This is a genomic window from Flavobacterium sp. GW823-FHT04A11 (assembly GCF_058796535.1).
Map to the genome: position 1 here is coordinate 4,168,118 of NZ_CM179503.1, position 17,705 is coordinate 4,185,822.

Sequence of the window (17,705 nt, forward strand, 5' to 3'; positions counted from 1 at the left end):
TTTAATTGTTAATTGGTTCTACTTTTTTGTCATTGATATAAGTGTTTATAAAATTTATATTTTTCACGTTTTTTAAAGAGTAAACCGAGTCTACTTTTTGAATTACAACATTTTTAAATGTGATATTTTCAACCGGAGATTCCGCATAGCCATCTGCCAGAATGCCAAATTTCCCTCCGTTTTTAACCTTGACATTTTCAAGGGTAATATTGCGAACTACCGGAATAAAATTTCCGGTCTGACTGCCGTAGACATTATAAGTCATGGTGGCTCTCAAAACGCATTCCTTCACGGTACCCACCTCCAGATTTCGAACAAAAATATCCTCGATAATCCCGCCCCTTCTTGAATTTGTCTTAATACGGATTGCACGGTCCAAATTTGGACTGTCCATGACACAATTCTCTACAAAAACATTGTTTACCCCTGCCGAAATCTCACTACCAATTACAACCCCGCCATGACCGTCAATCATTTTGCAATTCTGAACAATGATGTTTTTACTTGGAATGGCAACCCTTCTGCCATCGGCATCTCTTCCTGCTTTAATGGCAATGCAGTCATCCCCTGTATTAAAGGTGCAGTTTTTAATGATAATGTTTTGGGAATATTCAGGATCGCAGCCGTCATTGTTAGGACCATGACTGTTTACGGTAACGCCATCGATAATAATATTTTTAGATTTTAAAGGATGAAGAATCCAAAATGGTGCGTTGATAACTGTAATGTCTTTTATTAAAACCGTATTGCACTCAAAGAATTCGATAAAGCTCGGGCGCAGATAACGTCCATCTCCAAAAACTCTTTCTGAAACCGGAATATTTTTTTCGGCCATATCCACCAAAACCTCACGGTTTGTGGGATCATTTTGCGATGGAATTCCTTTTTGCCAGCCGTAGCTTTTTCCTCCCGACCAAACCCACCAGTTAGAACTATCAGCCTGACCGTTTAAGGTTCCTTTACCGGTGATGGCCACATTGGTTTTGTTTTTAGCATATATAAGAGGAGAATAATTCATGAGTTCCGTGCCTTCCCATGAAGTATGCACGATTGGATAATCTTTGGGATCGATGCTGAAAAGAATTTCCGCTTTGTCTTCCAAATGCAGATTGACATTGCTTTCTAAATGTATCGCTCCTGTCAGATATTTGCCATTGGGAACTACTACTTTCCCGCCGCCATTCTCCGTACAGGCTTTGATTGCGTTTGCAAATGCAGCCGTATTTAGGGTTTTTCCATCAGCAATGGCGCCAAAATCATTGATGTTATAAATTTTATCAGAGAAATGTGTCTGGGGAATACTTTTAATGATTAAATCCATTTTTTTCCATGGATTTGCCTGCGAAACAGCAGAAACTTGTTTTCCACAGGATAAAATCAATGTGGTTATGATACAAAAAAATGCAACCGATTGAAACCTTATTAGCTTATTTGTAGTCATTTAGGCAGTATTTAGTATTTACGATGATTGAGAAAACAATAATCATGTAATCGATTACACGAAAATATAAAATTACATCGGATGCACCAAATTAATTTAGAAAAAAATTATATATTTAATTTTTATTAGTAATTTTATTTACACATTGCGTAAAAAAACTTATAATTTATTATCATTGTAGAGCTGAAAACGATTTAGTTAAAAATTATGGTAATCGATAACAATTTATATTAGATTATCTAAAAAAAATGTATTTTTGTCTGTAAATTAATCAAATACTAGTTTTGAATGAGCGAAAAAATAACCATCTATGATATTGCAAAAAAGCTGAATATCACTGCAGCTACGGTTTCAAGAGCGTTAAACAATAATCCCAAGATAAAAGAAAGTACGCGCGAACTGGTTATAAAAACCGCAGCTTCAATGAACTATAAGCAGAACAAACTTGCTTTAGCATTAAAAAGCGGCCGCAGCAATAACATTGGTGTAATTGTTCCTCGTATTGACAGTAACTTTTTCGCCTCTGTGATCAGGGGAATCGAAGAAGAACTACATCCTCATGGTTACCAGGTTATTATATGCCAGACTCATGAAGATCCTAAAAGAGAAAATGAAAATCTTTATACTTTAATTGATGCCCAGGTAGACGGAATTTTAATGTCTGTAACTGCCGTTACAAACGAAAATGACGGCGCTTTTCATAATGTGCTGGAAAAAAATGTACCCCTTATCTTTTTTGACCGTAGCAAACATATTGACGGAGTAAGTTCTGTGACGATCAATGACTTTAAAGGCGGCTATATGGCAACCAAACACCTTATCAATGAAGGCTGCAGATGCATAGCGCATTTATCGGGAGACCAATCGCTTGAGATTTTCAAAAACAGGTTTTTAGGCTACAAACAAGCGTTATTGGATAATGGAATGACCTTTAAGGAAGAACTGGTTATTTCGGTAAAAAGTAGTGTTGATGCCGGAAAAGAAGCCGTTGAAACGTTACTTCAGCTGGAAACCAGACCTGATGCTATATTCTCGTCAAGTGATTTTGCCGCTCTGGGCGCCATTCAGGAATTAAAAGAAAGAAATATCAGTATTCCCAAAGAGTTTTGCGTGGCGGGTTTCAGTAACGAGCCTTTCACCAAATTCATGGAATTGTCCATTACTTCTGTTGACCAGTCTCCGCTTGAAATGGGCAAAATGTCTGCGCGTGTTTTCCTGGAACAGGTAGATAAAACCGAAACGATTAAAATCGAAAAAAAGGTAGTGCTTGCACCGGAGTTACACATGCGTAAATCCTCTTCTAGGACTACCATTTAAATATTTATTTGAACCATTAAGATATTAAGTTTCATTAAGCGCAAAGCTTTATTTTCTCAATATCTTAATGGTAAAAAAAAAGCTCACTGTGACAGTGAGCTTTTTTTATAGTTAACTTATCTTCTTAAAGTGAAACTCCTCTTTTCCAAGGGATAAAGTCGTTTTGGTTTAAGATGGCAGCTTTGGTTTTGATTGTTCCACTTGCTACATCGATAATAAATTCAAGCATTTCATCTGCCATTTCATCGATTGATTTTTCACCTGTGATGATTCCACCGGTGTCAATATCGATAATATCAGACATTTTATTGGCCAGTTCCGTATTAGATGAAATCTTCACAACCGGTGCAATTGGGTTTCCTGTCGGAGTTCCCAAGCCTGTTGTAAACAAGACCATATTGGCTCCTGAACCTACCATTGCCGTTGTACATTCCACGTCATTTCCAGGCGTACATAATAATGTAAATCCTGCTTCATTGATATATTCTCCATAATCGTAAACCCCTACAATTGGTGAAGTCCCTCCTTTTTTAGCAGCACCAGCCGATTTCATTGCATCTGTAATCAAACCATCCTTGATGTTACCCGGAGACGGATTCATATCAAATCCTGAACCTGCATCTACAACTGTTTTTTCGTACCATTGCATCAAGTCTAAGAAACGTCTTCCATCCTTATCATCTACACAACGGTTTACCAATTCCTGTTCTACTCCACATAATTCAGGGAATTCAGAAAGAATTGTAGTTCCTCCTAAAGCAACTAAATGATCTGATAAAACTCCCAATGTTGGATTAGCAGAAATTCCGGAGAATCCGTCTGATCCACCACATTCTAAACCAATTCTCAATTTAGATAATGGAGCTGGTTCTCTTTTTATTTCATTTGCTTTTTTGATGGCCTCAAAAGTATCTTTTACCACACTGCTCAACATCGTTTCAATAGTTCCAATTTGCTGTTGGTCATAAATTAAAACGGGCTTTTTGCTGTTTGGGTTAATCGCGTCCAAAGCATCTTTGAAGATCTGAATTTGAAGATTCTGACATCCTAAACTCAAAACTGTGGCTCCGGCAACGTTTGGATTGTTTACATAACCGGCCAATAATTTAGCCAGACTGTGAGAATCCTGACGAATTCCACCACATCCACCTTGGTGCGTGATGAATTTTACTTCAATATTATTGAATAAATTAGCATCGTTTGAAGCCGCTTCATTACCAGCGCCGCCCGTTTCTGTTTTCACTAGAGAACGAAGCAGCAATTGATAATCGTTTTCTTTTGGCTTCATTAATTCTTTCTCGAAGATATCTTTTAAGATTTCGATATTTCTGTTTTCACAAAAAACAAGTGGAAAAAACAACCATACATTCTCAGTTCCAACTTGCCCGTCTTCCCTGTGATAGCCCTGCCACGTTCTGTCTTTCCATTTGTCAATATTTGGTGAATTCCAGCCAATAGTTTCGGTTTTACCCGTTACTTTATCACTTTCATGTTTTACATTAGCGGTAGAAAGCAATCCTCCTTTTTCGATTCTTGCACTTGCCTTTCCAACCAAAACACCATACATAATAATTCTGTCTCCTACATTAAAAGGAACCATTGCAATTTTATGCTTCATCTTCACATCAGACTCAACAATAACATCTTGTCCTTCAAAGTTAATCACTTCGCCGGCTGTAAGATTCACTAATGCTACTGCAACATTATCTGAAGGGTTTACTTTTATTAATTTTTTTTGCATGATCATTATTTTTAAAAAGTATGTGTAATCTAATTAATATTGTTTGCTGAAATTAGCAAATCCTTTTTCTATTCCGTTTTCTTCAATTTCATTCAAGGCCAATACTACAGCTTCAGATAAACCTTCGATTTTAGTTAAATCCTCACCCCAGAATTCTGTATTAGCTAATACTTTCGCTACCACTAAATCTGCAGATCCTAATTCCCAGGCGTTTTTAAATGCTTCCACAATCTCCGGAGAATCTTTTACAGGTAATACTTCGTTATTCCAGGTTCCTTTGTAGAACTGGATTAAACTCGCTAATGAAAAAGTCAAATTAACCGGTAATTTTTTCTTCGCTTTATAATATCCTAATAAACTAGGCAAAACCCTTACTTTGAATTTTGAGATAGAATTTAATGCAATATCAGCAAGTGCATGTTTGATAAACGGATTTTTAAAACGGTCCATTACCTCTTCAGAATAAGCTGTAATTTCATTTTTGTCCATATCAAGTGTTTCACTAATCTCGCTAATAACGCTGTTTACGAATTTTCCGGTAAAATCTCCGTTAACCGTTTCCATTACTAATTTGTTACCAAACAAAAGTGAAAACGGAACCATTGCCGTGTGCGCACCGTTTAGAATACGAACTTTAATCATTTTAAAAGGACGGATATCATCAACGATTTTCACATTTAAATCTGTTTTATCAAATGGTAATTTTGCTTTTAAAGCATCACCACCTTCAATAGCCCAAAGGAAAAACGGTTCAGCAGCAACAATTAAATTGTCCTGGTAATCTAATTTATTATTGTATTCTTCAATTTCAGCTCTTGGATATCCCGGAACAATTCTGTCAACCAAAGTACTGTGATATGTACAAGCATCTGATACCCAAGTTTTAAATGCATCCTCTAATTTCCATAAATCAACATATTGCAGAATATATTTTTTCAGCGTTTCTGAGTTATAATCAATGAGTTCACAAGGAATGATGGTTACTGCTTTAGAAGCATCTCCATTAAAATGTTTGAATCTTTCATATAATAAAACAGTCAGCTTTGCAGGAAATGAAACTGGCGGCTGCATGTCCGGAGTATCACTTTCGATGAATTCAATTCCGGCTTCAGTAGTATTGGAAACAATAAACTGAAGCTCTTCTTCTTTGGCTAAAGCTAAATAATCCGCAAATTCAGTATATGGATTTATTGCTTTTACAATATTAGTAATTAATTCAATATCCTGTATTTTTTCGCCCTTCTTAATCCCGTTCATAAACAAGGTATAAAGACCGTCCTGATCATTAATCATATTGACCATACCGTCTTTTAAAGGCTGAACCATGGCAATACCGGCGTTGAAATCAACCTCTTTGTTTAGTTTGTGAAAAGCATAATCAACAAAAGCTCTTAAGAAATTACCTTCTCCAAACTGAACTACTTTAATTGGCTGTAATTTTTCTAATCCTGTATTTTTTCTGTTTAACTGTTTCATTGTAAAATCTTTAAAGTGTTATAAATAACCACTAAATACCTTATTTATTTTTTAGAAATCTTTTTTAGGATGTAAAAGAAACATTACACTTGTAAGAGTAAAATAAAACTTGCTGTGAGGAGTGACAAACTTTATTTAGCAAGCGTAATGTTCAATTACAAAACGTTAAAAAAACTAAAAAAAACTGCATGCAAATAAGGAATCGGTATGATTACTCCTTATTTATTTTTAATATTTTTGATGATCTCAAGAACGTTGCTGACTTTTGTTTTCAGGCCTTCAAAATCATTGTTATCTAATATGTCTTTCGAAATTAATTGTGATCCTAAACCAACACAGGTTGCACCCGCATTTAACCATGAAGACAAACTTTCCACCGTTGGATAAACGCCTCCGGTTGGCATAATGTTCGTCCACGGGCAAGGTCCTTTAATCGCTTTTATAAACTCTGGTCCGTAAATATCGGCAGGAAATAATTTTACAATTTCACAGCCCAATTCTTCGGCTCTTGCGATTTCTGTAAGAGTTCCGCAGCCTGGCGACCACAATACTTTACGACGGTTACAGGCAATTGCAATATCTTCTCTGAAAACCGGAGTTACAATAAAATTTGCGCCTAAACTCATATACAGTGATGCCGCAGCGGCATCTGTAACTGAACCCACTCCCAGAATCATTCCTGGTAATTCAGCCAAAGCATATTTGTTTAGCGCCCCAAAAACTTCATGAGCAAAATCGCCTCTGCTGGTAAATTCCATTAATCTGGAACCACCATCATAACAGGCTTTTAGTACTTTTTTACTGATCTCAATATCCGAATGAAAAAATAGCGGAACCATTCCGTTTTCTTTCATTTGCTGAGCTACTTCAATTCTTGAATATCTTGCCATTTTATATTATTTTATCTTGATACTAATCCGGCAGAATCACCGTCAAGCATGTTTTCAACTTCTTTTAATGTAACCAGATTGTAATCGCCGGCAATTGTATGTTTTAAGCAACAAGCCGCCACTGCAAAATCCAATGCTTTCTGGTTATTATTCTCATATTGCAACAATCCGTAAATCAATCCTCCCATAAAAGCGTCCCCGCTACCTACTCTGTCCACAACCGGAGTTACTTCTTTTACAGCAGCCTGATAAATGGCTTTTCCGTCAAATAAAACACCGCCAATTCTTTGGTGAGAAGCACTTACAGAATAACGTAATGTTGTGGCAACGGTTTTTAAATTCGGAATCAAATCAAATAATTTCGTGTATAAAACCGGAAGTGATTTTTCATCCTGATAATTAGGGTTTACTTTTGGAATTCCCATCATGAAATAAGCCGTATCGATATCTCCTAAAATCACATTGCTGTATTGTAACATTTCCGGCATTACTTCGCTTGGCGTTTTGCCGTATTGCCATAATTTTGATCTGTAATTTAGGTCACATGAAATTTTGATTCCCATTTTGTGCGCCACTTTAATGGCTTCCAAACAGGCTTCGGCAGCACTTTGAGAAATGGCCGGTGTAATACCGCTCCAATGGAACCACTCTGCACCTTCCAAAACTTTTTCCCAGTCAATATGTCCTTTTTGAATAGTAGACATTGCACTGTGCGCGCGATCATACACTACATTACTTCCACGTGTTCCCGCGCCTGTTTCCAGAAAATAGATTCCTAAACGTTCTCCTCCATAAACTATGTTTTTAGATTCGACATTCATCTTTCTGATTTCCTTTAAGGCAGAAAAACCAATTTCGTTTTCAGGTAATCTGGTAACAAATTCAGCATTCACACCGTAATTGGCCAAAGAAACACATACATTAAATTCTCCACCACCGTACGTAGCACCAAATGCCGTAGATTGTGAAAAACGTAAATGTCTTTCTGTCGATAAACGCAGCATGATCTCTCCAAATGCAACTACTCTACTCATATTTTTTATTGTTTTTACCAGTAAAAGTTTTTTCTTTTTACCATTAAGAGATTAAGAAAAATTAAGCTTTTGCCTTAATGAACTTAATGTCTTAATGGTTTGTTTTTTTAAGCCACAGATTAAAATGATTAAATCTGCATTGCTTTATATTCTTTCTCTAAATTGCTTTCTTAATGAACCTTAATATCTTAATGGTTAAAAAAAATTAAAATTTAAAATATTCTTTTGCGTTGTTATACGAAATATCGGCAACCAGTTTTCCAATCCATTCCATGTCAGCCGGAAGTTCACCTCTTTGGATTTCATCTCCCAAAAGATTACATAAAATACGTCTGAAATATTCGTGTCTTGGGAAAGAAAGGAAGCTTCTTGAATCTGTCAGCATTCCCACAAAACAGCTAATTAATCCCATGTTTGAAAGGGCGTTTAATTGTTTTGTCATTCCATCTTTCTGGTCTAAAAACCACCATCCTGAACCAAACTGAACTTTTCCTCTAACGCTTCCGTCATTGAAATTTCCAATCATGGTAGCCATAACTTCGTTATCAGCTGGATTTAGGTTATAAATAATTGTTTTTGTCAATTTATCTTTGCTGTCAAGTGCATTTAAGAACGAAGACAGTTTTTGTGCCTGTGGATAATCTCCAATAGAATCCCAGCCTGTATCAGGACCTAAAATTCTGTGCATACGCGCATTATTGTTTCTTAACGCCCCTAAGTGAAATTGCTGTACCCAGCCAAATTCATGATAAGTTTCAGACAAGAATAATAATATCGCACTCTGGAATTTCAACGCTTCCTCCGTAGTTATAGTCTGGTTTTCTCTTTTCTTTTTGAAAATTAAATTCACTTCATTCTCTGTAAAGTTTTCAAAATAAATCTGATCTAAACCGTGATCGCTTAATTTACAGCCGTTTTGATTAAAGAATTCTATTCTTTTTCTTAATGCTGAAAGTAAATCAGCGTAAGAGTTAATCGCAATTCCGGATACATCCCCCAATGTATCCAGATATGCGTTATAGCCATCATTAGAAATAAGGATAGCTTTATCGGGTCTGAAAGCCGTACTCATTTTAGTTCCAATTGGGTTTTGAGTCAGTTTTTGGTGAAACTCCAAACTGTCAATCGGATCTTCTGTTGTACAAACCAATTCAGCATTTACTTTTTTAAGCAGGTTTTGCGTGCTGTATGCCTGAGAATTTATTTTCTCTGAAGTTTCGATATAAATTTTCTCTGCTGATTTTTCATTCAGTAAATCATAAATATCAAAATAACGGGCCAATTCTAAATGTGTCCAGTGGTACAAAGGATTACGCATCGTGTACGGAACCGTTTTTCCCCAGTTTAGAAATTTATCTTTATCAGAACCATTTCCCGTTACAAACTGCTCGTTGATTCCTAGTGTACGCATCGCGCGCCATTTGTAGTGATCTCCGTTGATCCAAACCTGAGTGATGTTGTCAAAGATTTTATCTTCGGCAATAAACTGCGGATTCAGGTGATTGTGGTAATCTATAATAGGCTGATTTTTGGAGTAATTGTGGTACAACTCTTCAGCATATTTATTTTCAAGTAAAAAATTATCGTTTATGAAAGTCTTTGCACTCATGTCTTTTAATATATAATTGAGAATTATTCTTCGTTTGATGGTTTACCAATTGTGGCTAAAATTCCGCCATCAACAAATAAAATATGACCGTTTACAAAGTCACTTGCCTTAGAAGATAAAAATATCGCAGCGCCTGCTAAATCACTTGGATCACCCCATTTTGCCGCCGGAGTTCTGCTGATAATAAAATCATTAAACGGATGTCCGTCTACTCTGATTGGTTTTGTTTGTTCTGTTGCAAAATATCCAGGTCCAATTCCGTTGATCTGAACGTTGTATTTTGCCCATTCAGTTGCCATGTTTTTAGTCAGCATTTTCAAACCGCCTTTTGCAGCAGCATAAGCACCAACCGTATTACGGCCCAATTCGCTCATCATCGAGCAAATGTTGATGATTTTTCCCTGTCTTCTTTCGATCATTCCTTTTGCAACATGTTTGGAAACGATAAAAGGAGAAACCAGATCAATATCAATTACTTCTTTAAAATCAGCCACTTCCATATCAATAAGCGGAATCCTTTTAATGATTCCCGCATTGTTGATCAAGATATCGATTGGCCCAACTTCGCTTTCAATTTTTGCAACAGCATTTTTAACTTCCTGTTCCTGAGTTACATTAAATTTATAACCCACTGCATTAATTCCTTCGCTTTTAAGTTCCGCCACAGCGTCGTCAATTTTTTGCTGAGAAGAATTTCCGTTTACTACAATTGTAGCTCCGGCTTGTCCTAATCCTTTTGCCATTGCCATTCCCAGTCCGTGTGTACTTCCTGTGATAAGGGCAACTTTTCCCTTTATATCAAATAAGTTTGTCATTTTCTTATCTTAAATCAGTTATTTTACAAACATCCATATCTCCGTAATCTAAATTCTCACCGGCCATTCCCCAAATAAAAGTATAATTTGAAGTTCCTGAACCTGAGTGAATTGACCAAGGCGGAGAAATAACTGCCTGATGATTGTTCATCCAGATATGTCTTGTTTCCTGCGGTTGTCCCATAAAATGGCAAACTGCCTGATTCTCCGGAATATCCAAATAGAAATACACTTCCATTCTGCGATCGTGAACGTGTGCCGGCATGGTATTCCAAACACTTCCCGGTTTTAATTCGGTCATTCCCATTTGCAATTGACAAGTGGTAACAATACCGCCAATAATCATTTGGTTAACCGTACGGTGATTTGCCGTTTCCATTGTTCCCAACTGCAATTTATTAGCTTGTTCCAAACTTACTTTTACAGTAGGATATGTTGTGTGCGCCGGAGCTGAATTGATATAAAATTTAGCCGGATTCTGGCTGTCATCACTTTTAAAGATCACTTCTTTATTTCCGCTTCCAATGTACAGGGCATCTTTAAAACCCAATTCATAAGAAGTTCCTTCAACAACAACAGAACCGCTTCCGCCAACATTTATGATTCCCATTTCTCTTCTTTCCAGGAAATAACCTGCTTTAAGAGGATCAATAGTTTCAAGAGTTAAATCTTTTACAGGAACTGCAGAACCTGCTATATATCGATCATAATGCGAATACGTTAAAACAATTTCATTCTCCTGCATTAAATCATCAATTAAGAATTCATTTCTTAACTGTTGTGTATCATATTGTTTTACAGCTTCAGGGCTTGACGCGTATCTTGAACTATATTTTGTCATAATTTTTATTTTAATGTAATCGATTGCACAAAATTATATTATTATCTTCAAAAATCATAATACAAATAGAAATTTATTTGTGTTGATTTTACACTTCCACTTTTTTCATCCTCGGAACTAAAATATGCATAATGAGCCAGGCAAGTAAATATGAGGCTCCGCAGATACAGAACATGATGAAATATCCGGTTTCGATTTTTCCTATCTTAGTATAGTAAACGAACATATTTTTTTGAACTACTAAAGTTAGTAAAATTCCGCCAAGCGCTCCGAACATTCCTCCTATTCCTGTCACGGACGCTGTTGCTTTTTTAGGAAACATATCAGAAACGGTAGTAAAAATATTCGCACTCCAAGCCTGATGTGCAGAAACCGCCAGACCAATTACTAAAATAGCCCACCAAATATTGATTGCTCCCAGATATTGAGAAAATAAAACCGGTAAAACTGCAAAGGCATAAATCAGCATACTTGTTTTACGCGCTTTATAAGCCGGCCAGTTTTTGTTTATTAATTTTAAAGGCAGCCATCCACCGCCAATACTTCCGATACTTCCAATAACATAAACCAAAGCGCAAGGCCAGATAATTTCTGTTGCAGAAAGCTTGTATTCTTTCATCAGAAAATCAGGCAACCAGAATAAATAAAACCACCAAACCGGATCTGTTAGTAATTTACCAATGGCGAATGCCCAGGTTTGGCGAAAACTAAGCAGTTTAAGCCATGATACTTTCTCTGTATCTTCTGGTTCAGTCGTTTGTATTTTATCCGAATTGATATATTCATATTCTGCCTGAGACAAACGTTTTTGTTTTTCAGGAACTTCATAAAGCAAAAACCATAATCCAAGCCAAATAAAACCAACGATTCCAGTTAGAATAAAAGCCCATTGCCAACCAAAATTTTCTGCTATAAAAGGAACCGATAACGGAACAATGATAGCCCCGATATTACTTCCCGAGTTAAAAATTCCCGTTGCCAAAGCCCTTTCTTTTTGCGGAAACCATTCAGCGGTTGCTTTTATGGCGGCAGGAAAATTTCCGGCTTCTGTAATTCCTAAAAATACACGTGCTATTAAAAAACCCGGAGTACCGGTTGCCAGTGCGTGCCCAATTGCCGCCAAACTCCACAAACCTGTTGCTATTGCATAACCAATTTTGGTTCCCAGTTTATCTATGATTCCGCCTGCAACAAGCATTCCCATTGCATAGGCAATTTTAAACGCCAGTTCAATATTAGAATAATCTATCACTTCCTGCTCGGGTGTCCAGTGAAAAGCTTCTGCCAAAAAAGGACGCAGGTAACTAATTACATTTCTGTCTAAATAATTGACAGTTGTGGCAAAAAATACTAAACCACAAATTGTCCAGCGATATTTTCCAATTGCTGCATTAGCTTGATTCATAGTTATAAGGTTTGGTTGGTTGGTTAGCTAGTTTTATTTCATAATCTTTACAGATTGGTAATCGGGCTGTATTTAGGAACTAAAGTTTTCATTACAATCCAGCCTGTCAGATAACAAACGGCACAAATTGAAAATATGATAAAATATCCCGCTTCAATACCTTTAAAGCCCATAAAAACCATGTTGGTATCTTTTGCATGATCAAATAACAATCCTGATCCTTTATTGATTAAAGTAGAACCAATTCCTCCTGCCAATCCGCCAATTCCTGTAATGGTTGCAATTGCTTTTTTAGGAAACATATCCCCTACTGTTGTGAAAATATTTGCCGACCAGGATTGATGCGCCGCTCCTGCAATACCAATAATAATTACCGGAATCCAGTAACTAATGTATCCTAAAGGCTGGGCAATCAAGGCTAATAATGGAAAGAAGGCAAAAATCAACATCGCTCTCATTCTTCCTTCGTATGGATTCATTCCTTTTTTCTCTACGAAATAAGTCGGAAGCCATCCTCCAATAATCGAAAGCAGTGTAATCATGTAAAGCACAAATAACGGCAAGGCTGCTTGCGTAGAATCCATTCCGTAAACAGAACTTAAATAGGCCGGAGTCCAGAATAAAAAGAACCACCAAACACCATCTGTCATGAATTTTCCAAAGGCAAATGCCCAGGTTTGTCTGTATTTAAAGCAATCTACAAAAGATACTTTTGTTGTATTGTCAGGAACGTATCCTACTAATTTACTGTCTGCGATATCATCCTGCTGAATATATTCTAATTCTTCCGCGCTCACTCTTGGGTGTCTTTCCGGCTTGTCGTACATAAAAACCCAGAATCCCATCCATACGAAACCTAAAGCTCCGATGATAATGAATGACATTTCCCATCCAAATGATTTTGCTATAAACGGAATTGATATCGGGGCTGCCAAAGCGCCCACTGTGGCTCCTGCATTAAAAATACTGGTAGAGAATGCCCTGTCTTTTTTAGGAAAATATTCAGCCGTAGTTTTGATCGCTGCAGGAAAGTTTCCGGCCTCACCAATGGCCAGGATAAAACGGGCAAAAATGAATAAACTAACACTTACGTTAATTACCATTCCTGTATCGTTTACATTCTCAATGATGTCTTTTGCACCTTCAAAACCTACAAACCAGTTTCCGGTGATAACTCCAGCAGTTGCAATTCCGCAAAATGCATGCAGACATGCACCTATAGACCATATTCCGATAGCCCAAAGAAAACCTTTTTTAGTATCCAGCCAATCCACAAATCTTCCGGCGAACAATAACGAAACGGCATAAAAAATAGAGAATAATGCTGTAATGTTTCCGTAATCATTGTTTGTCCAGTGAAATTCAGGAGCTATAAAATCGCTCCATGTCAATGAAAGTACTTGTCTGTCAAGATAGTTAATAGTTGTTGCAAAAAATAATAGTGCACATATGCTCCAACGATACTTTCCAGTGTTTTTTTTGATTTGACTCATAGTAAGGTAATGGTTTAGGCTAGTAAAATATTAATAATTTAAAAATTTTGATCCCTGAGCTGCAGTTTAAGTTAAGTCTTCATCCTTAACCATATAACCAAACTTGTGCAACAAAATTTTAAATAATGTAATCGATTGCACAAATATAGTTTTTAATCTTAATATTCCAAATAATTATATAAAAAATTATTTTGATACTTAAAATAAACATTTCACATAAAAAAACAAACTCAAAATTACACATTAAACAATATATTTGTTAAAAGCATGTATGGGAAATTCGTCCGTTTTAGGTGTCAAAATAGTACTAAAATCAATACTTCAAAATCAATTTATAACAACTATTCTTATGGAAAAAGAAATAGGCTTTATTATAGTATTAACCTTTTAAATCAATAAAAAAATATAAATTTGACTTATACCAAATAACAGTCTATTAATAAAATTCTTTAAAATTGAAAAAATCACACCACTTCATTACAAAAAAATCATTTTTAAAAATCCTTTTCCTTTTTGGAATTATAACTCATATTCAGGCGCAAAATCAGGTTATCCCGCTTTGGAAAACAATTCCGCAGGAAATTAAAGCGCCGGATTATCAGGAAAAAGAAGTGATAAAAGACGGAAAAGTACAAAGCACAAGTCAGGTTTCCATACCTACCTTAAGTGTTTTTTTACCTAAGGAAATAAAGCAAAACCAAACAGCGGTTGTGATTCTTCCAGGTGGAGGATATTCGCATCTGGCTATTGACAAAGAAGGAACTAAAGTTGCCGAATGGCTGAATACTTTGGGAATTGCGGCTTTTGTCTTAAAATACAGATTACCCAATAATTTAATCATGACCAATAAAGTGGTTGGGCCGCTCCAGGATGCGCAGGAAGCCATTCGTATTGTGAGACTCAATGCTGCCATATGGAACATTGACCCCAATAAAATTGGTATTATGGGATTTTCTGCAGGCGGGCATCTGGCATCAACTTTATCAACGCATTATGATGAAAGGGTTTACGAGACTTCCTCAAAAATAAGTGCCCGTCCGGATTTTTCCCTTTTAATATATCCGGTAATTTCAATGCAAAACGACATTACACATAAAGGTTCTCAAACCAATTTACTGGGAGAAAATCCTTCTCAGCAAGACATCGATTTCTATTCGAATGAAAAAAAAGTTACCCCGCAAACACCACCGGCATTCTTAGTTCACGCAACAGATGACGGTGCCGTTATGGCCGAAAACAGTGTGAATTATTATTTGGCACTTAAGAAAAACGGAGTTACAGCCGAGTTACATTTATATGAAAAAGGCGGTCACGGTTTTGGTCTTGGCGTCAATGATACCAGCAAATTCTGGACAAAAGCCTGCGAAGAATGGCTAAAAAACAATGGATACAAGAATTAAGACTAAGCATAGAAAAAGGCAAAACCCACAAAGTTTTGCCTTTTTTATTGGATCAAAATAAAAAAAGGTTTTCAGATTTAGTAAAAATATAACCAAATCTAAAAACCTTATAAAAATTAGACATTATTGTATTTCTTTATAAATTCATACAACGACCACGATCAATGATTTGTCAAATTTTGTTTTAACTAATTGTTTTTTCCAAAAAACTATTTTGCAGAAATAAATGATACTAAAAAGGCAAAAAATTATATATCGTTATTTCTACGGCGCAAAACTACAAGCAACTTTTCAGAATTGCTTACGGGATTCCTCATTCTAACAAAAATTTCTTTTTAAGTTACTAAGTGATTATCCCGAAACTTCGGGACTAAGTTGCTAAGAGACTCAGAATCTTTCTTATCCTAGATTAAGTGATCTCAATGATTTTTAGAAATACATTTGTCAAACAAATTACAAGTTCTGTCAACAACTGAAAATGAAACTAAGAATTTTAGAATCTTTCTTATTCTAGATTAAGTGATCAAAATGTTTTTAACCAATACATTTGTAAAACAAATTACAAGTTCTATTAACAACTGAAAGTGAAACTAAGAATTTTAGAATCTTTCTTATTCTAGATTAAGTGATCAATATGTTTTTAACGAATACATTTGTCAAACAAATTACAAGTTCTGTCAAAAACTGAAAGAAGACTTAGTCCCGAAGTTTCGGGATAGCAACTTAGAATCTTAGAATCTTTTCTTATTCTAGATTAAGTTGAACTGGTTTAATAACTGATAAATTTGCAATGTAAAGTACAAGTTCCGAAAAGCAAGATTTTAAAAAAACTTAGCCACTCAGTAACTTAGAACCTTAAAAAAAGAAAAAATGAAAATATTAGAATTTTTAATACTCGGAAAAAACGAAGCAATCTTACCGATTTTACTTCGACTGGTAAACGCCACTGAAAATTGGAATGGCATTGGTTTCGACGATGAAAAAAAAGCTCAGGAATATTTTCTAAATAACAAAATCGATATTGTTCTGCTGAGTTCCGGAATCGAAGATCATATCGAGAAAGAGTTTGCTTCTTTTTGTGTAAAACATCAGCCAGAAGTAGAAGTAATTGAACATTTTGGCGGCGGAAGCGGTTTATTAAAATCTGAAATCCTCCATCGCTTACATCTAAAAGGAAAAATTTAGGTACCAGAAATTTCCTTTTTAAATCCATTAAAGCATAAAAACATTTCATTCACGATATCCAATGCTGCATTGACGATATATCGTTAAAATCACTATTGCCTTTTTCAAAAAAACCTTTAAAATCAACGCCTTACAAACAAGGCACTGCTTTTGAACGCCGTAAATCGAAAATCAAAACTAAAAACAAATTTAAAAATCAATTTTATCAACAAACAAAATTTAATAATCATGAAAAAATTAATCTTAACAACAGCTTTATCTTTTATAACTTTTATCGGTTTCGCTCAAAAACCAAGTCCGGCATTATTAAGCCCAACAAACCATACGTTAGTTCTTGTTGACTATGAAAGCCAAATGGCTTTTGCCGTTGGAAGCACTCCAATCGATCAATTACGCAACAATACCGCACTTGTTGCCGGAGCTTCAAAAATTTTCAAAGTGCCTACAATTGTAACAACAGTTGCCGAAAGATCATTCAGTGGACCAGTTTTCCGTGAAATCGAAGAATTTTATCCACAAAAAACTTCAAACTATATCGATCGTACTTCAATGAATACCTGGGAAGATGCCCCTGCTTATAAAGCCATAACAGAAAAAGGTAAAAAGAAACTTGTTTTTGGTGGTTTATGGACAAGCGTTTGTATCGTTGGACCAACATTATCAGCAATCAACGATGGTTATGATGTGTATGTAATTACAGATGCAAGTGCAGACGTTTCTAAAGAAGCACACGAAATGGCAATAACACGTATGGTTCAGGCTGGTGCGCACCCAATAACTTCATTACAATATTTATTAGAATTACAACGTGACTGGGCTCGTCAGGAAACTTATGTAGCAGTTACTGATCTGGTTAAAAAATACGGTGGTGCATACGGAGTTGGTGTACAATACGCTCACGAAATGTTAAAACACTAAATACAATTGAACACGGATAAAACGGATTCGCTTTGCGAAAACGCAGATAAAAACGGATTTAAAATTCATTAATTACAAATAAAAAAAATCTGCGGGAATCAGCGTTTTTGCAACGCAAATCCGTAAAATCTGCGATCTAT

14 protein-coding genes are annotated in these 17,705 nt (G+C 35.9%); 4 read left to right on the forward strand and 10 right to left on the reverse strand.

All coding sequences use genetic code 11. The features are described from left to right. Position 1: 1 nt before the first annotated feature. Positions 2-1,441 carry a glycoside hydrolase family 28 protein gene (locus AC3QL1_RS17950; RefSeq protein WP_492493508.1) on the reverse strand — a complete coding sequence of 480 codons (1,440 nt, stop codon included), beginning with the start codon at positions 1,439-1,441 and terminating at the stop codon, positions 2-4. Positions 1,442-1,729: 288 nt separating this feature from the next. Between AC3QL1_RS17950 and AC3QL1_RS17955 the strand changes: the two genes are divergently transcribed. Beyond that, the gene (locus AC3QL1_RS17955) at positions 1,730-2,758 is read left to right on the forward strand and encodes a LacI family DNA-binding transcriptional regulator (RefSeq protein ID WP_492493509.1); all 1,029 of its coding nucleotides are present in this window, start codon (positions 1,730-1,732) and stop codon (positions 2,756-2,758) included. Between the two features lie 124 nt (positions 2,759-2,882). Here AC3QL1_RS17955 and AC3QL1_RS17960 read toward each other — a convergent pair whose 3' ends face one another. The 9 genes from AC3QL1_RS17960 to AC3QL1_RS18000 all read right to left on the reverse strand — a co-directional run bounded on the left by AC3QL1_RS17960 (position 2,883) and on the right by AC3QL1_RS18000 (position 14,062). Further along, complete coding sequence (locus AC3QL1_RS17960) at positions 2,883-4,499, reverse strand: UxaA family hydrolase (RefSeq protein ID WP_492493510.1); 1,617 nt, start codon at positions 4,497-4,499, stop codon at positions 2,883-2,885. 33 nt (positions 4,500-4,532) lie between these two features. After that, complete coding sequence (locus AC3QL1_RS17965; protein WP_492493511.1) at positions 4,533-5,975, reverse strand: tagaturonate reductase; 1,443 nt, start codon at positions 5,973-5,975, stop codon at positions 4,533-4,535. Between the two features lie 218 nt (positions 5,976-6,193). Then, positions 6,194-6,865, reverse strand: a complete 672-nt coding sequence (locus AC3QL1_RS17970; protein WP_492493512.1) for a bifunctional 4-hydroxy-2-oxoglutarate aldolase/2-dehydro-3-deoxy-phosphogluconate aldolase — start codon at positions 6,863-6,865, stop codon at positions 6,194-6,196. Positions 6,866-6,876: 11 nt separating this feature from the next. Next, entirely contained in the window at positions 6,877-7,899 is a 1,023-nt protein-coding gene (locus AC3QL1_RS17975; protein ID WP_492493513.1) for a PfkB family carbohydrate kinase, read from the reverse strand. 205 nt (positions 7,900-8,104) lie between these two features. Next, entirely contained in the window at positions 8,105-9,508 is a 1,404-nt protein-coding gene (uxaC, locus tag AC3QL1_RS17980) for a glucuronate isomerase (RefSeq protein WP_492493514.1), read from the reverse strand. A gap of 23 nt (positions 9,509-9,531) precedes the next feature. After that, the gene (locus tag AC3QL1_RS17985) at positions 9,532-10,323 is read right to left on the reverse strand and encodes a gluconate 5-dehydrogenase (protein WP_492493515.1); all 792 of its coding nucleotides are present in this window, start codon (positions 10,321-10,323) and stop codon (positions 9,532-9,534) included. A gap of 4 nt (positions 10,324-10,327) precedes the next feature. Next, the gene (gene kduI, locus AC3QL1_RS17990; RefSeq protein ID WP_492493516.1) at positions 10,328-11,164 is read right to left on the reverse strand and encodes a 5-dehydro-4-deoxy-D-glucuronate isomerase; all 837 of its coding nucleotides are present in this window, start codon (positions 11,162-11,164) and stop codon (positions 10,328-10,330) included. 88 nt (positions 11,165-11,252) lie between these two features. Beyond that, complete coding sequence (locus AC3QL1_RS17995) at positions 11,253-12,569, reverse strand: MFS transporter (RefSeq protein WP_492493517.1); 1,317 nt, start codon at positions 12,567-12,569, stop codon at positions 11,253-11,255. Positions 12,570-12,616: 47 nt separating this feature from the next. Further along, positions 12,617-14,062 carry an MFS transporter gene (locus tag AC3QL1_RS18000; protein ID WP_492493518.1) on the reverse strand — a complete coding sequence of 482 codons (1,446 nt, stop codon included), beginning with the start codon at positions 14,060-14,062 and terminating at the stop codon, positions 12,617-12,619. 455 nt (positions 14,063-14,517) lie between these two features. Between AC3QL1_RS18000 and AC3QL1_RS18005 the strand changes: the two genes are divergently transcribed. The 3 genes from AC3QL1_RS18005 (at position 14,518) to AC3QL1_RS18015 (ending at position 17,565) form a co-directional block, all read left to right on the forward strand. Further along, positions 14,518-15,462 (forward strand): alpha/beta hydrolase, encoded by a 945-nt coding sequence (locus AC3QL1_RS18005; protein WP_492493519.1) that lies wholly within the window; start codon positions 14,518-14,520, stop codon positions 15,460-15,462. Between the two features lie 870 nt (positions 15,463-16,332). Continuing rightward, a complete protein-coding gene (locus tag AC3QL1_RS18010) occupies positions 16,333-16,647 on the forward strand; it encodes a hypothetical protein (protein ID WP_492493520.1) in 315 nt (104 codons plus the stop codon). A gap of 228 nt (positions 16,648-16,875) precedes the next feature. After that, positions 16,876-17,565 (forward strand): hydrolase, encoded by a 690-nt coding sequence (locus AC3QL1_RS18015; protein WP_492493521.1) that lies wholly within the window; start codon positions 16,876-16,878, stop codon positions 17,563-17,565. The last annotated feature ends 140 nt before the right edge of the window (positions 17,566-17,705 follow it).